Here is a 19,190-nt window from a genome sequence, read left to right on the forward strand (position 1 = left end):
ACAATTCGAATTTTTTTAAAATTAAGGGTTGAAAAAAGTAATCAGCTTGGTTAGTGTGGTTGGTAACAAAGCAAATGAGAAGAGCCTTGAAATAAGTATGCGTAATTTTGTAATGAACATTCATCACCATCATCACCCAATCTAGTCTTTCGGGCGATGTACGCATACCCGGGAGGCAGGAAACTCCCGGAGGTAAAATCAAAGTAAAAGCAGATTTTAAACCCTCGGGAGACTTCAATCTCCCGAGGGTTTTTTAGTTTTATTAGTTTGAAAAATACTTAGATATCAAAATCTTGCATAGGGACAAAGCAATGCAAACACAACGTTTAAGAATCGCAATTCAGAAAAAAGGTCGTCTTAGCAAAGAGAGTCAAGCTCTACTAAAACAGTGCGGCGTAAAGTTCAACGTAATGGGCGAGCGTTTAGTTGTCCATTCTGAAAATATGCCAATTGATTTACTCTTGGTTCGTGACGACGACATCCCAGGTTTAATTATGGATGGCGTGGTTGACCTTGGCTTTATTGGCGAAAATGAACTAGAAGAAGTTCGCCTTGACCGCAAAGCATTAGGTGAACCCTGCGAGTTTGTTCAGCTTCGTCGACTTGATTTTGGTGGCTGTCGTTTATCTATCGCAATCGACAAGGAAGAAGAGTACAACGGTCCACAAGACTTAGCTGGCAAGCGTATTGCTACAACGTATCCTCAACTTCTAAAAGCGTACATGGATGAAGCCGGCGTTCCATTCTCTACATGTATGCTGACAGGCTCTGTAGAAGTTGCCCCTCGCGCGGGTCTCGCTGATGCTATCGCTGATTTGGTTTCTACAGGTGCAACACTGGAAGCGAACGGCCTTAAAGAAGCTGAAATTATCTTCAAATCAAAAGCGACATTGATTCAACGCACTGGTGAGTTCGACGCAGACAAAGTGGCGCTAATCGAAAAGCTGTTAACTCGCATGCAAGGCGTGCAGCAAGCGAAAGAATCTAAGTACATTATGCTTCACGCCCCAGCAGAGAAGTTAGATCAAATTAAAGCACTACTGCCAGGTGCTGAAGACCCAACTGTTCTTCCTCTTTCTGCAGATAAGCAGAAAATGGCTGTTCACTTAGTGAGTTCTGAAAACCTATTCTGGGAAACAATGGAACAGCTGAAAGAGTTGGGCGCAAGTTCAATTCTCGTTCTACCAATTGAAAAAATGATGGAGTAAGCATCATGAGAACAGTCGTTTGGCAATCATTAAGTGAGAATCAGCAAGACTCTATTTTGGAGCGCCCTGCTATTGCAGAAGGTGCCAATATCACCACTGCTGTGGCCGAAGTTATTGCTAAAGTTCGAGAAGAAGGTGACTCTGCTCTTATTGAGCTGACAGAAAAGTTTGACCGTGTTAAGCCTGAATCCATTCGTGTTTCTTCTCAGGAAATTAAGGCAGCGTCAGAGCGTTTGTCAGAGTCAATGAAGAGCGCACTAGAGCAAGCTTACGCCAATATTTCTAAGTTCCACAAAGCGCAAAAGCCGCAACCGATCAAGGTGGAAACCCAGCCAGGTGTCCTTTGTGAACAAGTAACACGCCCAATTCAAAAAGTGGGTTTGTACATTCCTGGTGGCAGTGCGCCTTTGCCATCGACTGTTTTGATGCTCGGCGTTCCTGCAAAAATTGCAGGTTGTCGTAAAGTCGTTCTTTGTTCTCCACCGCCAATCGCTGATGAGATTTTGTACGTAGCGAAACTGTGCGGTATTGATGAAGTGTATAACGTCGGTGGTGGCCAAGCAGTTGCTGCAATGGCTTATGGCACCGAGACTGTATCGAAAGTAGATAAGATCTTTGGTCCGGGCAACGCTTACGTGACCGAAGCAAAACGTCAGGTAAGTAATGATTTTCGTGGTGCGGCGATTGATATGCCAGCAGGTCCATCAGAAGTTCTTGTGATTGCCGATGAAACCGCAGATGCAGACTTTATCGCTGCGGATCTTTTGAGCCAAGCAGAACACGGTCCTGATTCTCAAGTGGTACTTGTGACTCCTTCTCCTGTGATTGCTGATCAAGTGACGGATGCGGTTCAACGTCAGCTTAAGGAGTTATCTCGTGCAGACATCGCAGAAAAGGCTCTGGCATCAAGCTTGATCATTATTTCCGAGTCGATGACGCAGTCAGTTTCTATTTCCAATTACTACGGTCCTGAGCACTTGATTGTACAGACTAAGAACCCTCGTGAGCTTCTACCTCTACTTGATAATGCAGGCTCTATCTTCCTTGGGGATTGGTCGCCTGAATCTGCGGGAGATTACGCATCGGGGACTAACCACGTCCTTCCTACTTACGGTTACACACGTACTTATTCAAGCTTAGGTTTGGCGGATTTCTCTAAACGAATGACGGTTCAGGAGCTTTCTGCTGATGGTTTAAAGAACCTTGCACCAACGGTAGTCACGATGGCTGAAGCGGAAGGTCTGGACGCTCACAAACGTGCCGTTACTATCCGCGTAGAAAAATTAGCAAGTAAGTAAGAATAAGAGAGTAATGAGATGGAAAAGCTAGCGCGTAAACAAGTCCAACAGCTTACCCCTTATATGTCGGCTCGCCGAATCGGTGGTACGGGTGACGTATGGCTAAATGCCAACGAATCACCATTTAACAATGAATACAAAACAGACTTTGCTCGTCTTAATCGTTACAGCGAATGCCAACCGAAAGAACTGATTTCCGCTTACGCAGCGTATGCGGGTGTTAAACCAGAACAAACACTGACTTCTCGTGGTGCGGATGAAGGTATTGAGTTGTTAATTCGTGCATTCTGTGAGCCGGGTGAAGATGCGATTCTTTACTGCCCACCGACTTACGGTATGTACGCCATCAGTGCAGAAACCATCGGTGTAGAGCGCAAAACCGTGCCGCTAACGTCAGATTGGCAACTAGACCTTGCAGGCATCGAAGCTAATCTGGATAACGTGAAACTGGTTTTTGTATGTTCGCCAAACAACCCAACAGGTAACTTGGTTAAGCGTGAGGACATTGTGTCTATGCTTGAGATGACAAAAGACCGTGCAATCGTGGTGATGGATGAAGCGTACATCGATTTTTGTCCAGAAGCGTCAACGGTAGACCTACTGGCGCAATACCCGAACCTTGCAATTCTGCGTACTCTGTCGAAAGCTTTTGCGCTTGCAGGTCTGCGTTGTGGATTTACGCTTGCGAACGAAGAGCTGATTAATGTACTTCTTAAAGTTATTGCACCTTACCCAGTCCCAGTTCCAGTGGCAGAAATTGCGACTCAGGCGCTTTCGGAAGCTGGTTTAGCGCGAGCGAAGTTTCAAGTTCTCGATTTGAATGCAAACCGTGCTTACTTGCAAGTTGGCCTTTCAATGATTCCGGGCTTGGAAGTGTTTGAAGGGTGGGGGAACTACCTATTGGTGAAATTCCCAGATGGCGATGACCTTTTCAAAGCGGCTTGGGATACGGGCATTATTTTGCGTAACTCGCCAATTGAAAATTGTGTGCGTATCAGTGTGGGTAACCGTGACGAGTGCGAAAAAACGCTTGGATTTATCAGAAACTACTACGCATAAATAGAGACAGAATTTATCGCTCTCGCTCAATAGCGGGAGCGCCAAAAGAATAGCAATAAGGAAGTTCGAGTGAGCAAACAACAAAAAATCCTTTTTATTGATCGTGATGGCACCTTAATTGTAGAGCCGCCGATTGATTTTCAAGTAGACCGTTTAGACAAACTAAAGCTAGAGCCATTTGTTATCCCAAGCCTGCTGTCGTTGCAGGATGCAGGATACCGTCTAGTGATGGTCACGAACCAAGATGGTTTGGGTACCGACAGCTACCCACAAGCTGATTTTGATGCACCGCACAACATGATGATGGAGATCTTTGAGTCACAAGGTGTGAAGTTCGATGACGTACTGATTTGTCCTCACTTTGATGAAGATAACTGCTCTTGCCGTAAGCCTAAACTAGGCTTGGTAAAAGAGTATCTTCAAGGTGGCAAAGTAGATTTCCAAAACTCTGTTGTGATTGGCGATCGTCAAACCGATCTTCAACTTGCAGAAAACATGGCAATTCGTGGTATTCAATACAACCCAGAAACCATGGGCTGGAAACAGATCCTAAAAGATCTCACAGTGAAGGCGCGCGTGGCTGAAGTGGTCCGCACCACAAAAGAAACAGACATCAAAGTATTCGTTAATCTTGACGAGCAAGGCGGTAATGACATTTCTACAGGTCTTGGCTTTTTTGACCACATGCTGGATCAAATCGCGACGCACGGTGGATTCCAAATGGTGTGCAAAGTGGAAGGTGACCTGCACATTGATGATCACCACACAGTGGAAGATACCGCTCTTGCGTTAGGTCAAGCGTTGAAGGAAGCACTGAGTGACAAGCGTGGTATTGGTCGCTTTGGCTTTAGCTTGCCAATGGATGAGTGTTTGGCGCAATGCGCACTAGACCTATCAGGTCGTCCTTACCTTAAGTTCGACGCGCAGTTTAGTCGTGAGCAAGTGGGTGATCTTTCAACAGAGATGGTGGTTCACTTCTTCCGCTCTCTGACTGACACATTAGCGTGTACGTTGCACCTTTCTTCTGCGGGCAACAATGATCACCACATCATTGAAAGTCTATTTAAAGCGTTTGGTCGTACGTTACGCCAAGCAATCAAAGTAGAAGGCACTGAGCTACCAAGTAGTAAAGGCGTGCTTTAAGGCTAACGTTAGCAAGGAGAAAAACAGTGACAGAACAGAAAGTTGTCATTATCGATACTGGCTGTGCCAACGTTTCTTCGGTGAAGTTTGCCATTGAACGCCTAGGCTATGACGTAACGATTTCAAAAGATCCGCAAGTCGTATTATCCGCAGATAAGCTATTCCTACCGGGTGTGGGAACCGCCAGCGAAGCGATGAAGAACCTAGAAGAGCGCGATCTGATCAGCTTGGTAAAACAGGTAGAAAAGCCATTACTAGGTATCTGTTTAGGCATGCAACTGTTGGGCAAAGTGTCTCAAGAGAAAGGGCAGAAAGCCGACGAGTTAGTTGAGTGTCTTGGACTTTGTGATGGCGAAGTGAAGCTACTACAAACTGGCGATTTGCCGTTGCCGCATATGGGGTGGAACACGGTCTCTGCAAAAGCAGGTAATCCACTTTTCAAAGATATTGAAGAAGGAGAGTATTTCTACTTCGTGCACAGCTTTGCGATGCCTGTTGGGGATTACACGATTGCGGAATGTGAATACGGCAACCCGTTCACAGCAGCAGTACAAAGCGGTAACTATTACGGCGTGCAATTCCACCCTGAGCGTTCTTCAAAAGCGGGCGCGAAGCTTATTCAAAACTTCTTAGAATTATAAAAGGGATTTAGTGTGATTATTCCAGCTCTTGATTTAATTGAAGGACAGGTGGTTCGCCTTTATCAAGGTGATTACGGCCAAGTAACTGAGTACAAAGTCGACCCAGCAGAGCAGTTCAACTTGTACCACCAAGCTGGTGCTAACTGGCTGCACTTGGTGGATTTAACTGGCGCGAAAGACACGACAGCACGTCAACTTGATTTAATTGCAAAGCTACTAGCAAGCACGCCAGCGAACATCCAAATCGGTGGCGGAGTGCGCACAGAGCAAGACGTGATTGATCTGCTAGAAGCGGGGGCTCAGCGTGTTGTCGTTGGCTCAACAGCAGTAAAACAGCCAGAGCTTGTGAAAGGTTGGATGGAAAAATACGGTGCAGAGAAAATCGTTCTCGCGCTAGACATCAACATCGATCAAGACGGCACACGTAAAGTAGCGATTTCTGGTTGGCAAGAAGATTCAGGCGTGACTATCGAAGCTCTGATCAACGATTACCTGACGGTAGGTTTGCAGCACGTGCTTTGTACGGACATTTCTCGTGACGGTACGCTAGAAGGCTCAAACGTAGAGCTTTATGTCGACCTATGTAAACAGTACCCACAAGTGCAGTTTCAATCTTCAGGTGGCATTGGCTCATTAGCAGATATCGAAGCGCTAAAAGGCAGCGGTGTGGCTGGTGTGATTGTTGGTCGTGCGCTGTTAGATGGTAAATTCACAGCAGAGGAGGCATTTGCATGCTGGCAAAGCGAATAATTCCATGTCTTGATGTTCGTGATGGACAAGTGGTGAAGGGCGTCCAGTTCCGCAACCACGAAATCATTGGCGACATCGTTCCTCTGGCGCAGCGTTATGCGGAAGAAGGCGCTGACGAGCTTGTGTTCTACGATATTACCGCTTCAAGTGATGGGCGTGTCGTTGACAAAAGTTGGGTCGCTCGCGTTGCTGAAGTGATTGATATTCCCTTCTGTGTCGCTGGTGGTATTAAATCAGCGGAAGATGCAGCGCGCATTCTTGAGTTTGGTGCAGACAAAGTGTCTATTAACTCACCTGCATTGGCTAACCCGCAACTGATTACTGACCTTGCTGATAAGTTTGGTGTGCAATGTATCGTCGTTGGTATCGATTCATACTACGACAAAGAGACAGGCAAGTATCAGGTTTACCAGTTTACTGGCGATGAAGAACGCACCAAAGCAACTCAATGGGAAACACGTGATTGGGTGCAAGAAGTACAAAAGCGTGGCGCTGGTGAAATCGTACTGAACATGATGAACCAAGACGGCGTACGTAACGGTTACGATATTGAACAGCTTAACATGGTGCGTGAAGTGTGTAACGTGCCATTGATTGCATCGGGTGGGGCAGGTGCTATGGAGCACTTTGCGGAAGCATACCAAAAAGCAAATGTGGATGGCGCGCTTGCCGCATCGGTATTCCACAAACAAGTCATCAATATTGGTGAACTAAAGCAGTATTTGAAACAACAAGGCATTGAGGTACGACTATGAGTGTGAAAGCCGCCGAAGTAAGTTCGCTAGTTGAGCGAATCAACTGGGAAAAGGTGGATGGTCTGGTACCTGCTATCGTACAAGATTTCCAATCAAGCCAAGTGCTGATGATGGGTTATATGAACCAAGATGCGTTGGCAAAAACGGGCGAAACAGGTCAAGTGACGTTTTTCTCTCGTACCAAGCAGCGTCTTTGGACGAAAGGTGAGACCTCCGGCAACGTATTGCAACTAGTGAACATGCAGCTCGATTGCGACAACGATACGCTACTGGTGAAAGTGAATCCCATTGGTCCTACGTGTCACTTGGGTAACACAACTTGCTGGGATGTGGACCCTCAAGAGGAGTCACAAATGGTGTGGCTTCATCAACTTGAGCAGCTATTGGCTGCCCGCAAGAGTGCCGACCCAGATTCCTCTTATACTGCCAGTCTTTATGCCCGTGGCACCAAGCGTATTTCGCAAAAAGTGGGCGAAGAAGGCGTTGAAGTCGCGCTTGCGGCGACGTCGGGCGATAAGGCGGAGTTAGTGTGTGAATCTGCAGATTTGATTTATCACTTAATGGTATTGCTTCAAGACCAAGGCTTATCGATGAATGACGTAGTGAATAAACTGAAAGAGCGTCATAAGTAAGCTTGCGATAAGTGAAAGCCCCTATGCTCTCGAGCCTAGGGGCTTTTTACTTTAGTGTTCTTGATTCGGGGCAAAAACCGGCAATAGTGCTGGTGGCGATTAGATTCTGAATCACGCTCGTCCCTCGCTGTTCAGAATGACGGTATATTTTCTAATGGTACTTGCAGTAGAGTTATTTACTTCAAATAGGTACATATATTCACGTCACTCCAACGAACCTAGGCGAAGTCAAGAATCCAATTAAATCGAGCTCAATAAGCTAGGAGTGGATGATCTTACCCACAACACTTCTTAAATTTCTTACCACTTCCACAGATACACGGGTCGTTACGACCTACTTTTAGGCTACTCACTGGTTGGTTTAGGCGAGGATCTTGTTCTGGTTCTTCTTCTAGCTCTTCTTCTGGAAACGTGCCGTCAATGTAGTACCAAAGCCCATTTTCTTTTACAAAGCGAGAACGCTCTGTCATGCAGTAGCGTTTGCCGTCTTCGTCAAAGTAAGCGTTGAATTCAACAAAACCTTCATTCTCGTTACAACCCGCTTCAGCTTTCACTACCTCAAGCTTGCACCAATCGCTGTCGATAGATTGGGCAATGCCTTCACGTTGCTCTTCTGCATTACAGCTTGGGTGGTATGTGTTCACCACGTAATCCACTAGACCTAACACATGCGCGCTGTAACGAGAGCGCATTAGCTGCTCCGGAGTGGTGACGTCAGCGTGGTTATTGTGGGCAATTTCACAACACTGTTGGTAGGTGCGGTTAGAGCCGCAAGGACAAGAAGAAGCCATAAAATGAAATCTCGATTAATTAAGCGGTAAAAACAAACAACCCCACATAAGTGAGGTCGCAGGTATTCTTTGGGGCATTATAGCCATTTAGGGCGTTTGAGACAGCAGTTCTTGAGCCCATTCCGTCGATTGATTAAAAGCGTCTGCTAATTGAGGTTCGGTTAATTTAAGAACGGTGCAATATCGCTCGGCTAACTCCCAGTCCGCTTGTTCGTAGGCGATCGTCATCGAAAGTAAGTGACCAAGTACGCCTTTTCGACTGGTTAATGCGAGTTTTATATCTTCGTCAACGGGGATATCTTCAATGACATCCGAGAGCGGTTGATCGAGCAAAGATCCGAGCAAAGAAAACATGCCTGTCAAAAAAGCCTGCCCAGGGTCATACCTAGTGTTCATTTGACTAAGTAGCAGTTCACACATTCGTGCACGCTGAATCGCTAAAGAGTAAAGAGAGTCAGGTTTATCTTCTTGAACGGAGGCAATTGCAACTAAGGAAATAAAGCGTCGTAGTCGCTCTTCACCCAGATAAATAAGCGCCTGTCTGAACGATTTGATCTTAGTCGTTAATGTATATCCTGAATTTACGTAAGTAAGCAGCTTGTATGACAGCGTCACATCAATCGAAAACAGACGTTCAACCTCATTGAAGTCGATGGGCTTATCTGCAATCTCTTTACAAAGTTGGATGACGGTAAGAAACGCGGGGTTCAACCGTTTTTTCTGGATCATCTCAGGTTTGCTAAAAAAATACCCTTGAAAATAGTTAAAACCGGCTTCTAGAGCTTGCTCAAACTCTTCATAGGTCTCTACCTTTTCCGCAAGAAAGTCGATTTTAAATGGGCTCAACGCCTGAATAAAAATGGCAGCTTTCTTGATCGGCACAAGTCTAATATCAAACTTGATCATGGAAACGTATGGAAGAAAGCGCTTCCAAGCTTTCGTCGGAACAAAATCATCCAGAGCAATTTTGTATCCGCACTCATGAAGGTGCTTGATGGCTTCTAACAGTTCTTCTGTCGGTTTGCAGTCTTCAAGGACTTCAATGACGAGAGATTCTTTAGGAAACAAAGTTGGGACCAAGTTCACCAAGCTTTGATGCGGAAAGTTAACAAAGCCAAGTTTGTTTCCTAATGTGTTGTAATGCGTCGATAAAAAATGATCGGATAGCAGTCGACTAGTAGCCAGCTCTGGTTCTACTTCAGGGAAGGTATTTTTAGGGCCGTCTCGAAAGAGGAGTTCGTAACCTATGGTTCGTTTTTCTCTATCCAGAATCGGTTGGCGAGCTACGTAAGAATACTTCAATTAGGTACTTCGTTCTGTTTAACTTAGTATTATGATAATAGCGATTTTTTACAAAATATCTACGACTTGAGCGTGAATCTTCTACACGCTCTACATGCTTAACGCAAATTCTGTATGAACGGTCTCGTTTGTAGGTCAAAACTATCAGAATTTACTTTTAAAACTGAGCCTTGCGTATACCAATCCCCTAAAACAATTCGGGTCTTTTTAACGCCATCAACGTCAAAAAAATGTGTGTTCGGGCGATGTGTGTGACCATGAATCATTAAGTTGACGCAGTTCTGAGACATTACTTTCTCGACCTCATTTTGGTTGACGTCCATGATATCTAATGACTTGCTCATTTTATCATCACGAATATCGGATTGAACTTTTGAGACAATTTTCTTCTTAATGAACCAAGGAATACGGTTAAACAACCATTGTAGCCATGGCTTGTGAACGGTTTTTCTAAACTCTTGGTATTTCACATCGTCAATGCAGAGCGTATCGCCATGTAGGATTACGGCTTTTTGACCATAAAGATCAATCGTGCAGACATCGTCGAGTAATGTCATACCGGTTTCTTTGCAAAAGCGTTTGCCGAGTAAAAAATCTCGATTGCCTTGGATGAAAAAAGTTGGCACACCCGCATCCGTCAGTGCTTTAAATTCTGCGCGGATTTGGTCTGCAAAAGGGGTGTTGTCATCGTCACCAATCCAGAACTCAAACAGATCGCCGAGTACATAAAGTGCATCAGCTTTTGTTGCTTCTGTTCGCATGAACGTCACAAAACATTCCGTGATATCAGGACGTGATGGGGTAAGGTGAAGATCGGAAATAAATAATGTCGTCATAGAAATAAGGGGAAGCTATGCCTCCCCATTAACTTATCTTTTAAAAATAATTCCTAAGAATTACTCTTCAATTGTTGTACCAGTGATTACTACGTCTTCTAGAGGTACGTCTTGGTGCATGCCGTAAGAACCAGTGCTAACGCCTTTGATCTTATTTACGATGTCCATGCCTTCGATTACTTCACCGAACACACAGTAACCCCAACCATCTAGGCTTTCGCTACGGAAGTCTAGGAATGTGTTGTTGTTTACGTTGATGAAGAACTGAGAGCTTGCTGAATGCGGCTCCATAGTACGTGCCATAGCAAGTGTACCCACTTTGTTGCTTAGGCCGTTGTTTGCTTCGTTCTTGATAGGTGCACGAGTCGCTTTTTCACGTAGACCAGACTCCATACCACCACCTTGGATCATGAAGCCGTCAATAACACGGTGGAAAAGCGTGTTGTCGTAGAAACCGTCGCGGCAGTACTGAAGGAAGTTTGCGCTTGTCTCTGGCGCTTTCTCTTCGTTTAGTTGAATCTTGATGTCACCAAAATTAGTGTGAAGGGTGATCATGCTACTTTCCTTTACTGTGTTGTGTTGTGTTGAGCCCGAGATTCTAGCCTAAGTTCTAGTGCTTTAAAAACTCAGGAAGAGGAAATTCTTCGTTTTGTGCTTGAAGTTTAGCCGATTATCGTTTTATCGGTTAATTGCTATTACCTAACTAGGTTGGAGTTGATATACTCATCTTCTTTTATTCATTCACAATCATAGATAGAGATCATGTTAAAGATATATAACACACTCACAAGACAGAAAGAGGAATTCAAACCAATTACAGCTGGCAAAGTCGGTATGTATGTCTGTGGAGTTACCATCTACGATCTCTGTCACATTGGTCACGGTCGTACTTTCGTCTCTTTTGACGTTGTATCACGTTACCTTCGCTACTTGGGCTACGATCTGACGTTTGTACGTAACATCACAGATATCGACGATAAGATCATCAAACGTGCCGCAGAAAATGGTGAGTCTTGCGATTCATTGACTGAGCGTTTGATTGGTGAAATGCACGCTGATTTTGATGCGCTGAACATGAAACGTCCGGACGTTGAACCTCGTGCGACACAGTTTATTGCTGAAATCATCGAATTGGTTGAGAAGCTAATCGAGCGCGGTTTTGCATACGTTGCAGATAACGGTGACGTAATGTTTGAAGTAGGTAAATTCAACGAATACGGCAAGCTTTCTAAGCAAGACCTTGATCAGCTTCAAGCTGGCGCGCGCGTTGATATCGAAACAGCAAAACGCAGCCCTCTAGACTTTGTACTTTGGAAGATGTCAAAGCCGGGTGAACCAACGTGGGAGTCACCATGGGGTCCTGGTCGTCCAGGTTGGCACATTGAGTGTTCAGCAATGAACTCTTCAATCCTAGGTAACCACTTCGACATTCACGGCGGTGGTTCTGACCTTCAGTTCCCACACCATGAAAATGAAATCGCACAATCATGCTGTGCACACGATACACAATACGTGAACACATGGATGCACAGCGGCATGGTAATGGTAGACCGTGAGAAGATGTCTAAATCTCTAGGTAACTTCTTTACTATCCGTGACGTTCTTGGTCACTACGATGCTGAAACAGTGCGTTACTTCCTAATGTCTGGTCACTACCGTAGCCAGTTAAACTACAGCGAAGATAACCTAAACCAAGCACGTGCTTCGCTTGAGCGCCTGTACACATCTCTACGTGGTTTAGACCCAAACGCTGCGCCTGCTGGTGGTGAAGAATACGTATCTCGCTTCACTGCAGCGATGAACGATGACTTCAACACACCAGAAGCTTACTCAGTACTGTTCGACATGGCGCGAGAAGTTAACCGTCTGAAGACAGAAAACCTAGAGAAAGCGAGCGAACTCGGTGCGCTAATGCGTGAACTAGCTGACGTGATCGGTATTCTTCACCAAGATCCTGAAGCCTTCCTAAAAGGTGATGCGGGTAACGATGATGAAGTGGCTGAAATCGAAGCTCTGATCAAGCTACGTAATGACTCTCGCGCTGCGAAAGATTGGGCGAATGCAGATATGGCTCGTGACAAGCTGACCGAAATGGGCATTGTTCTGGAAGATGGTCCAGAAGGCACAACGTGGCGTCGTAAGTAATTGAATTTTCATTTTTAAAGGGCTGATAATTCAGCCCTTTTATTTTCCATTTCCATAAATTAAAACTTTAACTTTAGGTAATGCTCTGTGGCTCAGATGTATTTCTATTACTCAGCAATGAATGCGGGTAAATCAACAACGCTTCTTCAATCCTCTTTCAACTATCAAGAACGCGGCATGACGCCAGTTATTTTTACGGCTGCGCTAGATGATCGTTTTGGTGTCGGTAAAGTGAGCTCTCGTATTGGTCTTCAATCTGACGCACATTTATTTCGTCAGGATACCAATTTGTATCAAGAGATCGCAGGTCTGAATGAGGTTGAAAAACGTCACTGTATTCTTGTTGATGAGTGTCAGTTCTTGTCGAAAGAACAAGTTTATCAACTTACTGAAGTCGTTGATAAGTTGCATATTCCAGTATTGTGTTACGGCCTTCGCACCGATTTTCTAGGCGAACTTTTTGAAGGCAGTAAGTATCTATTATCTTGGGCAGACAAGCTGGTTGAGCTCAAAACAATCTGCCATTGTGGCCGCAAAGCGAATATGGTTATTCGTACCGATGAACACGGCGTGGCAATTAAAGAAGGCGATCAAGTTGCGATCGGCGGTAACGATAAGTATGTCTCCGTATGCCGCCAACATTACAAAGAAGCGCTCGGTAAATAAGCCGTATTGATACAGAAAAGCCACCGTACTTGGTGGCTTTTTGTTGTCGGTTAGAAAAAGCTAGCCTAAGTCAAAACCAAACCGCTCGAGTAAAACCTGGTAAGAAGATTCAACTTGATGAGGGATGTTCTGCTTGGTTTGAAATCCTTTCTCTGGATAGCTTTTTACGCGAGAGAAATCTTCCATTAGTGCTTCTAGCACCATCATTAATGGCATGTCTTCATTAATGTATTCAAAAAATGGAAGAGCCGCAGAGCTTACTTGGAGCTGAGTGTAGGGTGACTGCCACTGTTTTTCAAATGTCGCGATTGCTCTACGCTCCATAAACGGTTTTTGTACCAGAATAAACGAGAAACACTGTTTTCCTTCCTCTTTTAATCGTTGCTCAGTAAAGCGAACATTTTCTCCACTGTTTGTGGATTCAGTTTCGAGCAAAATTGCTTCACTTGGAACGCCCGACATCTTTGCAATCTCGGCAAAGGTTTCTGCTTCGCTTTTTTCAAACAGTCCATCTGTGAAGCGACCTTCACCCCCTGAAAATACAATCAAAGGTGCCAACTTTTGGTGGTAGAGCTTGGCAGCGTGCTCCGCTACACGCACATCATTACTGCACATCACAAACAAACAGTCCGCAGGCTTCAGTTTATGTTTGAGTTGCATGTAATCCCAAAGCGTTTCTATATGTCTATAGAGTCTCATAGCGCATCCAAAGTTGAATTGAAGTGAAATCGATAACCAAGTGAGAGTAGTTTGTCAGCAAGAATACGCTTGTCAGCTTGCTCTGTGACGGGTGGAAGAGGTATCTCACTTCCGATTTTGTTTATGGCAGCTTGGTAGAACTCAGCCTTGCTGACAGTATGAGGTGTCGTCACATTAATGACTTGGTTGCTTAAATTGCCTAAGGCAAATTTCGCAGCCGAGACAGCATCATCTTGATGAAGCATATTAGCTGGTGCTTTACGACTAACTTGTTGAAGCCTTGCTGCAAAGCGAGATGGGTGTCTATCTGGCCCGATTAATCCGCTACAACGTAGAATAACAAAGCTAATATTCGAGTCGATAACATGCTGCTCTGCTTGAAGCATAATACGTGCATTATCAGAGAAATAAGGGCTTTCGGCTGCTAAAGAGAGTGACGCGTCAGCTTCTTCCATATCGGAAGCAAGGTTAGGGTAAACCGTGGTAGAGCTGATCATGAGAAGTTTTTCAACGTTGTTTTGCTTAGCTGCGTTGGCAAGTATTTGCCATTGCTGGGCATATTCTTGACCGCGTCCTTTACGAAACCCTGGAGGAAAAGCACCGATAACGTGCGTAATTTGATGCTGTTTGAGCAACTCATCTAGCCGTGCTGTGGCGTTCAATTGATTGAAATCGAACAATGCGGAGTGAGTTAATGAGGTGGGTAACTCTTTTAATCGAGTTTGGCTACGACGAGTGACGACAACATAGTGTCCATCTTTCATCAATGTTTCTGCTAGCGGAGTTCCGAGCCAGCCTGCACCTACGATCAATGTATTTGCCATTTGGGTCTTCCTACTTACTTATGTCTGCCCGAATAGGTTGAGCAGTTCTGCTTTGGCTTGTTGATGGAGGGGATCTGAATGCCATTTCTGGTGCTGAATAAGGTCAACATTGACTTGCCAAGCCAGTTTTGTGAAATCATCCCCAACCTTTTTTAATGTATTAGGTGAATACGCGACTAAATGCTGTGGTAGAAAGCACCAACCAAACCCTTTATTCGCCAATTCCAACAAAATATAGTAGTTATCAGCGTACCAGATATCTGGGCTAAATGCTTGATTGAGACCACATGGCTCTGCACTTTTGGATCGTATGACCAATTGACGATGTTGTTTTAGTTGATCAATGTGAGTGATTTGCTGCTTTGCTAAAGGATGTGTTGAAGAGACATAGACATCAAATGCAATATTGCCAAGATTGGTGAAATCGATGTGTCTTGGCATTTGTAAATCACTCAAAATAATCCCAGTCGTGGCGCGTTCCGACTTAACCAATTCAATGATATCAGGGCTTGAAGCCGTTAAGCATTCAACTTGTAAGTGTGGAAAGCGTTGCTCTAACTTCTTTAGCACATCCGGCAAGCGAGTCAGAGGAATCCCTTCATCAATAGCTAAGACTAATTTGTTCGTTGGCGTGGAAAAGAGCTGCGATGCCCTATTGTTTAGGCGGTCGAGTTGGCTGATTGTTGCTTGTGCATAAGGTACGAGCGCGAGGCCATTCTCAGTTAATTTAGGGTACCTGCCTGATCGATCGAAAAGCTCAACACCACAGTCGATCTCCATATTCATGATGTGCTGGCTCACTACAGATTGAGCTCGCCCCAGTTTTCTAGCTGCTCCTGAAAATGATCCTGCTTCTGATGTAGCAATGAAAGCTTGCAGTTGTTCGATGGTAAACATATCGCTTAAACCGATGGTATCTAACTTTTGGTTATCTAAATAATAGATAAAATTCTAAGCATTGAGTAGAACTATTTGGACAGAGAAATATGACTCGTAACGAACGAATTTTTCATGCAGTACTTTTTGAGTTAATCGCACTCGCGATTATTGTACCAGCGGCTTCATTGATCACTGGAAAGGGTTCTAGTGATCTCGCGTTGGTTGGGGTCGGGTTGAGCATGTATACCGTGATATGGAACTACATCTACAACTTGTATTTTGATAAGTGGTTTGGTGACAATCGAGCTGAGCGAAGTTTAGCGATGCGGCTTGGACACACTATTGGTTTCGAGGGAGGATTAATCTTTATCTCTCTACCTGTGATTGCCTGGTTCTTAGAAATTACGCTTCTTCAAGCTCTGATGCTGGAAGCCGGCTTCCTCGTTTTCTTCCTATTTTATGCCACTGGTTTTAACTGGTTGTATGACAAGGTTCAACCATTTAGCAAAATGAAAAAGCGATTATTGCCACAGGCATCGACAGGAAAAATATAGGACTAAAAAACGCCACCGAGTTCGGTGGCGTTTTTTGTTCAAATTACACAGACAGAACTCTCAAAATCTTATCTGCATGTTCTGCAACTTCAATGCCTTCGTCTGTTAGATAACCACCGTCAGGCTGTGTACAAAGTTGCTTCTTATATAGACGAGCAACGGCTGCCTGCATTTCTTCTGACGCGTCTGTATGAACTTTAATACCAGTTGCAGCACTACTTAGGTCGAACTGAAGAAGTAGATTCAATTCGGCGATATGTTCAGCTGAATATTTCATAAATGATTCCTTTGCGCTTTTTTTACCAAGCTAGTCTGAAAAGTAGCGTTGGGCAACATTCAACGACAAGAAGTGTTAAGTATGGCGCTATCAGGCTGATATAACGCAGGATCTTTGTTCGAAAGGCCGAATACTTGTTAAGTATCAATGATACTTACGGTAGCGAATGATAGGCGCTATTTATTGCTTGATCTCCCAATAACAACGATTTTAGTAAACACGCCAAATCGCACTTGAAAAAATAGGGAAATAGAGCGATTATCCGCGCCTCTTTAAATGTTTCTAAATGTTACACCAGAATGAACTTTAATCAGTTTGACTCACTATTACCGCCACAAGCTGCGGAACGCGCGGCTGAAGTGGGGGTAGGCAAAGCAACGAAAGCTCCAATCAAATCTTTTCTGCTCGCCATTTCTGCGGGGCTTCATATTGGTATTGCTTTCATCTTCTATACCACGGTAACGACAGGCGCAGGCGAGCTGCCTTGGGGCATTACACGACTCATTGGTGGTCTGGCATTTAGCCTTGGTTTGATTTTGGTGGTGGTTACTGGCGGCGAGCTTTTCACTAGCTCTGTGCTGACACTAGTTGCGCGTGCGAGTGGAAAAATCTCTTGGCAAGCACTTATCAAAAACTGGTTGGTGGTTTACTTTGGCAATATGGTTGGGGCCATTTTGCTCGTGGCCTGTATGCTAGTTACCAAGCAATATATGTTTGATCATGGCCAAGTTGGTCTTAACGCGATGGCGATCTCCCAACACAAATTACATCATGGTTTCTTTGCTGCTGTTGCGCTTGGCATTATGTGTAACGTATTAGTTTGTATTGCAGTTTGGATGACGTTTAGTGGGCGAACATTGACAGATAAAATAGCGGTCATGATTTTGCCTGTGGCTATGTTCGTGTCGGCAGGTTTTGAGCACTGTATTGCGAACATGTTCCAAGTACCTATGGCGATTGGTATTAAGTACTTTGCGCCAGAAGCGTTTTGGCAAATGACAGGGGCAGATATTGCAAACTACGCGGACTTAAACATGATGGGGTTCATCGTAAACAACCTAATTCCTGTTACGATAGGAAACATTATTGGTGGTGGCGTATTTGTTGGCATGTGGTATTGGATGATTTATCTACGCGATGAAGATAACCATTTGCGATAAGTTTAGAAGATCACAAGAAAGGCGAACCAGATGGTTCGCCTTTCTTTTTATTTGTCTCTGCAAATGTCAAATAAGTCGAGTCATGTTAAATCAACTCTTCGTTGATGCCAAAATCGGTTGGGAGCCAATGAGAAGTTACTTCCTTTGGTTCTTGAACGAGCCAATCCAGAGGTGCATCGGACAGGAGTTCATCGTAATTTTCTTTGATCATTAAGACATCCATGTACGTCTCTCCAAGTTTGTGGTCACTGCCTTTACTTTAAAATTAGAACATGTCAGTCACGTGATCAATGCATGACGATTCGATTGATCACTTATGTTGCTATGTTTCTGGTTGCGTATGGGTTTTGGGGGCTTATCCACATTTTCTGTGGATAACCTGTATCAAAGGTCGTGCGTATCTAAACTTGCAAAGAAAATTTCATAAAATTAGAGGCTTATATCAAAAAGAATTCTGCCTGACTTTTCATCTGAAAGCGTCTTGATGAGTGCTCGAAGAATAGTTGAGTTATTCAGTTATAAGTATGTTCGACTTGGCAATATAAGTTGTTTAACGGTCTTTACCCACAAGCGCCAGCTAACCATGAGTTTTGGTCGATTCGGGTTGCTCGATTTTTATCTTTATTCGGCCTTCTTTGGTTTGTACCCAGCGCAATGTCATTTCTAACGTTATGGTTACGGAGGCACTCAACATGACGAAAATAGCCAGCATAATTACTAACTGGTATTTAATCGCAACCATCGGGCTCGCGCCACCTAGAATTTGACCGGTCATCATACCCGGTAAGGTAACCAGCCCTGTAGTGGCCATAGAAGCTAAAGTCGGGGCAAGGGACTTTCTAAGAGCCTCCTGAATGAAGGGGAAGGATGCGTAGCGAGGAGAGGCTCCAAGTGAGATTGCAGCCTCATATTCTGCTTGTCTCTGCTCAAAAGCCGTAAACAAATTCTGAAGAGCGATGATATTACTACTCAAGCTGTTACCCAATAACATACCAGCAAGTGGGATCATGTACTGCGCATTGTAAATAGGGGATGGTTGCACTAAGCCTGCTGTAATTGCTATCAGAAGTGGTATTAGACCACAGGTAAGGCCCGTTAGTAGCGGAAGCATAAGTGGCTTTTTAGGTAAGCGAGCTTTTCCCGCAATTGAGCTGGCACCAATCAGTAGCATGATGGCAAGCCAAAGTATATTGACAAGTAAGCTGTTTAATTGAAAAAGATATTCTAAATACACGCCAATCAATATGAGCTGAAGTGTCATTCGGATAACACTGATTATGGTGTCTTTTGCTATCCCTAATTTGTAGCGGGCATTGATAAAGAAGGGGACCAATAAAATCAAACCAAACAGTGCCAGTTTGACCCAGCTTATATCCACCACGTTGTCCATAATCGCTCCTTGAAAATACGCGAATAATTGTATCTAAGCCTCCCCTTTATATGAACCACTACGTGCACTTTTTGCTGTTCTTAAAGTAAATCTTGAGTGCTATTTTCGACATTAATACGCAGCATTTTGTTTACAAACGGTTATCTTTTTCGGAGTTTTTAAGTCGATTTATGGCATGGTA

At 44.3% G+C, this 19,190-nt stretch carries 22 protein-coding genes and 1 other annotated feature; of the genes, 12 read left to right on the plus strand and 10 right to left on the minus strand.

Annotation, left to right across the window (positions count from 1 at the left end):
- Positions 1-120: 120 nt before the first annotated feature.
- Positions 121-258 (plus strand) — a sequence feature (His leader region).
- 53 nt (positions 259-311) lie between these two features.
- From hisG to hisIE, 8 genes are all read left to right on the plus strand, one after another.
- On the plus strand, positions 312-1,208 hold the full coding sequence (gene hisG / locus R7040_RS00855; RefSeq protein WP_318081278.1) for an ATP phosphoribosyltransferase: 897 nt from the start codon (positions 312-314) through the stop codon (positions 1,206-1,208).
- A gap of 5 nt (positions 1,209-1,213) precedes the next feature.
- Positions 1,214-2,506 carry a histidinol dehydrogenase gene (gene hisD / locus R7040_RS00860; protein WP_033905089.1) on the plus strand — a complete coding sequence of 431 codons (1,293 nt, stop codon included), beginning with the start codon at positions 1,214-1,216 and terminating at the stop codon, positions 2,504-2,506.
- Positions 2,507-2,524: 18 nt separating this feature from the next.
- A complete protein-coding gene (gene hisC / locus R7040_RS00865) occupies positions 2,525-3,565 on the plus strand; it encodes a histidinol-phosphate transaminase (RefSeq protein ID WP_318095214.1) in 1,041 nt (346 codons plus the stop codon).
- Between the two features lie 69 nt (positions 3,566-3,634).
- The gene (gene hisB / locus R7040_RS00870; protein WP_005378173.1) at positions 3,635-4,708 is read left to right on the plus strand and encodes a bifunctional histidinol-phosphatase/imidazoleglycerol-phosphate dehydratase HisB; all 1,074 of its coding nucleotides are present in this window, start codon (positions 3,635-3,637) and stop codon (positions 4,706-4,708) included.
- A gap of 26 nt (positions 4,709-4,734) precedes the next feature.
- Positions 4,735-5,349, plus strand: coding sequence for an imidazole glycerol phosphate synthase subunit HisH (gene hisH, locus R7040_RS00875; protein WP_017821716.1), 615 nt, complete (start codon positions 4,735-4,737; stop codon positions 5,347-5,349).
- A gap of 12 nt (positions 5,350-5,361) precedes the next feature.
- A complete protein-coding gene (hisA, locus tag R7040_RS00880) occupies positions 5,362-6,099 on the plus strand; it encodes a 1-(5-phosphoribosyl)-5-[(5-phosphoribosylamino)methylideneamino]imidazole-4-carboxamide isomerase (protein WP_005390889.1) in 738 nt (245 codons plus the stop codon).
- Complete coding sequence (gene hisF / locus R7040_RS00885) at positions 6,081-6,854, plus strand: imidazole glycerol phosphate synthase subunit HisF (RefSeq protein WP_004749837.1); 774 nt, start codon at positions 6,081-6,083, stop codon at positions 6,852-6,854. Before hisA ends, hisF begins: the two co-directional genes overlap by 19 nt.
- Positions 6,851-7,486 (plus strand): bifunctional phosphoribosyl-AMP cyclohydrolase/phosphoribosyl-ATP diphosphatase HisIE, encoded by a 636-nt coding sequence (gene hisIE, locus R7040_RS00890; protein WP_005378160.1) that lies wholly within the window; start codon positions 6,851-6,853, stop codon positions 7,484-7,486. Before hisF ends, hisIE begins: the two co-directional genes overlap by 4 nt.
- A gap of 275 nt (positions 7,487-7,761) precedes the next feature.
- Here hisIE and R7040_RS00895 read toward each other — a convergent pair whose 3' ends face one another.
- The 4 genes from R7040_RS00895 to R7040_RS00910 all read right to left on the minus strand — a co-directional run bounded on the left by R7040_RS00895 (position 7,762) and on the right by R7040_RS00910 (position 10,970).
- A complete protein-coding gene (locus R7040_RS00895; protein WP_005378159.1) occupies positions 7,762-8,277 on the minus strand; it encodes a YchJ family protein in 516 nt (171 codons plus the stop codon).
- A gap of 87 nt (positions 8,278-8,364) precedes the next feature.
- Positions 8,365-9,579, minus strand: a complete 1,215-nt coding sequence (locus tag R7040_RS00900) for an EAL and HDOD domain-containing protein (protein WP_213896047.1) — start codon at positions 9,577-9,579, stop codon at positions 8,365-8,367.
- Between the two features lie 98 nt (positions 9,580-9,677).
- On the minus strand, positions 9,678-10,415 hold the full coding sequence (lpxH, locus tag R7040_RS00905) for a UDP-2,3-diacylglucosamine diphosphatase (RefSeq protein WP_005389817.1): 738 nt from the start codon (positions 10,413-10,415) through the stop codon (positions 9,678-9,680).
- Positions 10,416-10,475: 60 nt separating this feature from the next.
- The gene (locus R7040_RS00910) at positions 10,476-10,970 is read right to left on the minus strand and encodes a peptidylprolyl isomerase (protein ID WP_005378156.1); all 495 of its coding nucleotides are present in this window, start codon (positions 10,968-10,970) and stop codon (positions 10,476-10,478) included.
- Between the two features lie 207 nt (positions 10,971-11,177).
- Between R7040_RS00910 and cysS the strand changes: the two genes are divergently transcribed.
- Positions 11,178-12,560, plus strand: coding sequence for a cysteine--tRNA ligase (gene cysS / locus R7040_RS00915; RefSeq protein ID WP_064353798.1), 1,383 nt, complete (start codon positions 11,178-11,180; stop codon positions 12,558-12,560).
- Between the two features lie 87 nt (positions 12,561-12,647).
- Positions 12,648-13,226, plus strand: coding sequence for a thymidine kinase (locus tag R7040_RS00920; RefSeq protein WP_064353799.1), 579 nt, complete (start codon positions 12,648-12,650; stop codon positions 13,224-13,226).
- A 60-nt stretch (positions 13,227-13,286) separates the two neighbouring features.
- Here the strand turns inward: R7040_RS00920 and R7040_RS00925 are convergent, their stop codons facing one another.
- Genes R7040_RS00925 through R7040_RS00935 form a run of 3 tightly spaced genes read right to left on the minus strand, consistent with a single transcriptional unit; the run spans position 13,287 to position 15,646 of the window.
- Positions 13,287-13,925 carry a YdcF family protein gene (locus R7040_RS00925; protein WP_064353800.1) on the minus strand — a complete coding sequence of 213 codons (639 nt, stop codon included), beginning with the start codon at positions 13,923-13,925 and terminating at the stop codon, positions 13,287-13,289.
- The gene (locus R7040_RS00930; protein ID WP_064353801.1) at positions 13,922-14,749 is read right to left on the minus strand and encodes an NAD-dependent epimerase/dehydratase family protein; all 828 of its coding nucleotides are present in this window, start codon (positions 14,747-14,749) and stop codon (positions 13,922-13,924) included. The genes R7040_RS00925 and R7040_RS00930 overlap by 4 nt, the downstream gene beginning before the upstream one ends.
- An 18-nt stretch (positions 14,750-14,767) precedes the next feature.
- Positions 14,768-15,646: a LysR family transcriptional regulator gene (locus R7040_RS00935; protein WP_005378151.1), complete on the minus strand. Its 879-nt coding sequence runs from the start codon at positions 15,644-15,646 to the stop codon at positions 14,768-14,770.
- 89 nt (positions 15,647-15,735) lie between these two features.
- Between R7040_RS00935 and R7040_RS00940 the strand changes: the two genes are divergently transcribed.
- Positions 15,736-16,182: a PACE efflux transporter gene (locus R7040_RS00940; protein WP_042522041.1), complete on the plus strand. Its 447-nt coding sequence runs from the start codon at positions 15,736-15,738 to the stop codon at positions 16,180-16,182.
- 43 nt (positions 16,183-16,225) lie between these two features.
- Here R7040_RS00940 and R7040_RS00945 read toward each other — a convergent pair whose 3' ends face one another.
- On the minus strand, positions 16,226-16,459 hold the full coding sequence (locus R7040_RS00945) for a TIGR02647 family protein (RefSeq protein WP_005387662.1): 234 nt from the start codon (positions 16,457-16,459) through the stop codon (positions 16,226-16,228).
- Between the two features lie 299 nt (positions 16,460-16,758).
- On the opposite strand from R7040_RS00945, the gene focA reads away from it, so the two are divergent.
- Positions 16,759-17,619, plus strand: coding sequence for a formate transporter FocA (gene focA / locus R7040_RS00950; protein ID WP_005378146.1), 861 nt, complete (start codon positions 16,759-16,761; stop codon positions 17,617-17,619).
- Between the two features lie 85 nt (positions 17,620-17,704).
- On the opposite strand, the gene R7040_RS00955 is transcribed toward focA, so the two are convergent.
- Positions 17,705-17,830, minus strand: coding sequence for a hypothetical protein (locus R7040_RS00955; protein WP_254903806.1), 126 nt, complete (start codon positions 17,828-17,830; stop codon positions 17,705-17,707).
- A 366-nt stretch (positions 17,831-18,196) separates the two neighbouring features.
- Positions 18,197-19,009: an ABC transporter permease gene (locus tag R7040_RS00960; RefSeq protein WP_047100766.1), complete on the minus strand. Its 813-nt coding sequence runs from the start codon at positions 19,007-19,009 to the stop codon at positions 18,197-18,199.
- Positions 19,010-19,190: the final 181 nt, after the last annotated feature.

It is taken from the genome of Vibrio sp. 1069 (assembly GCF_033340555.1).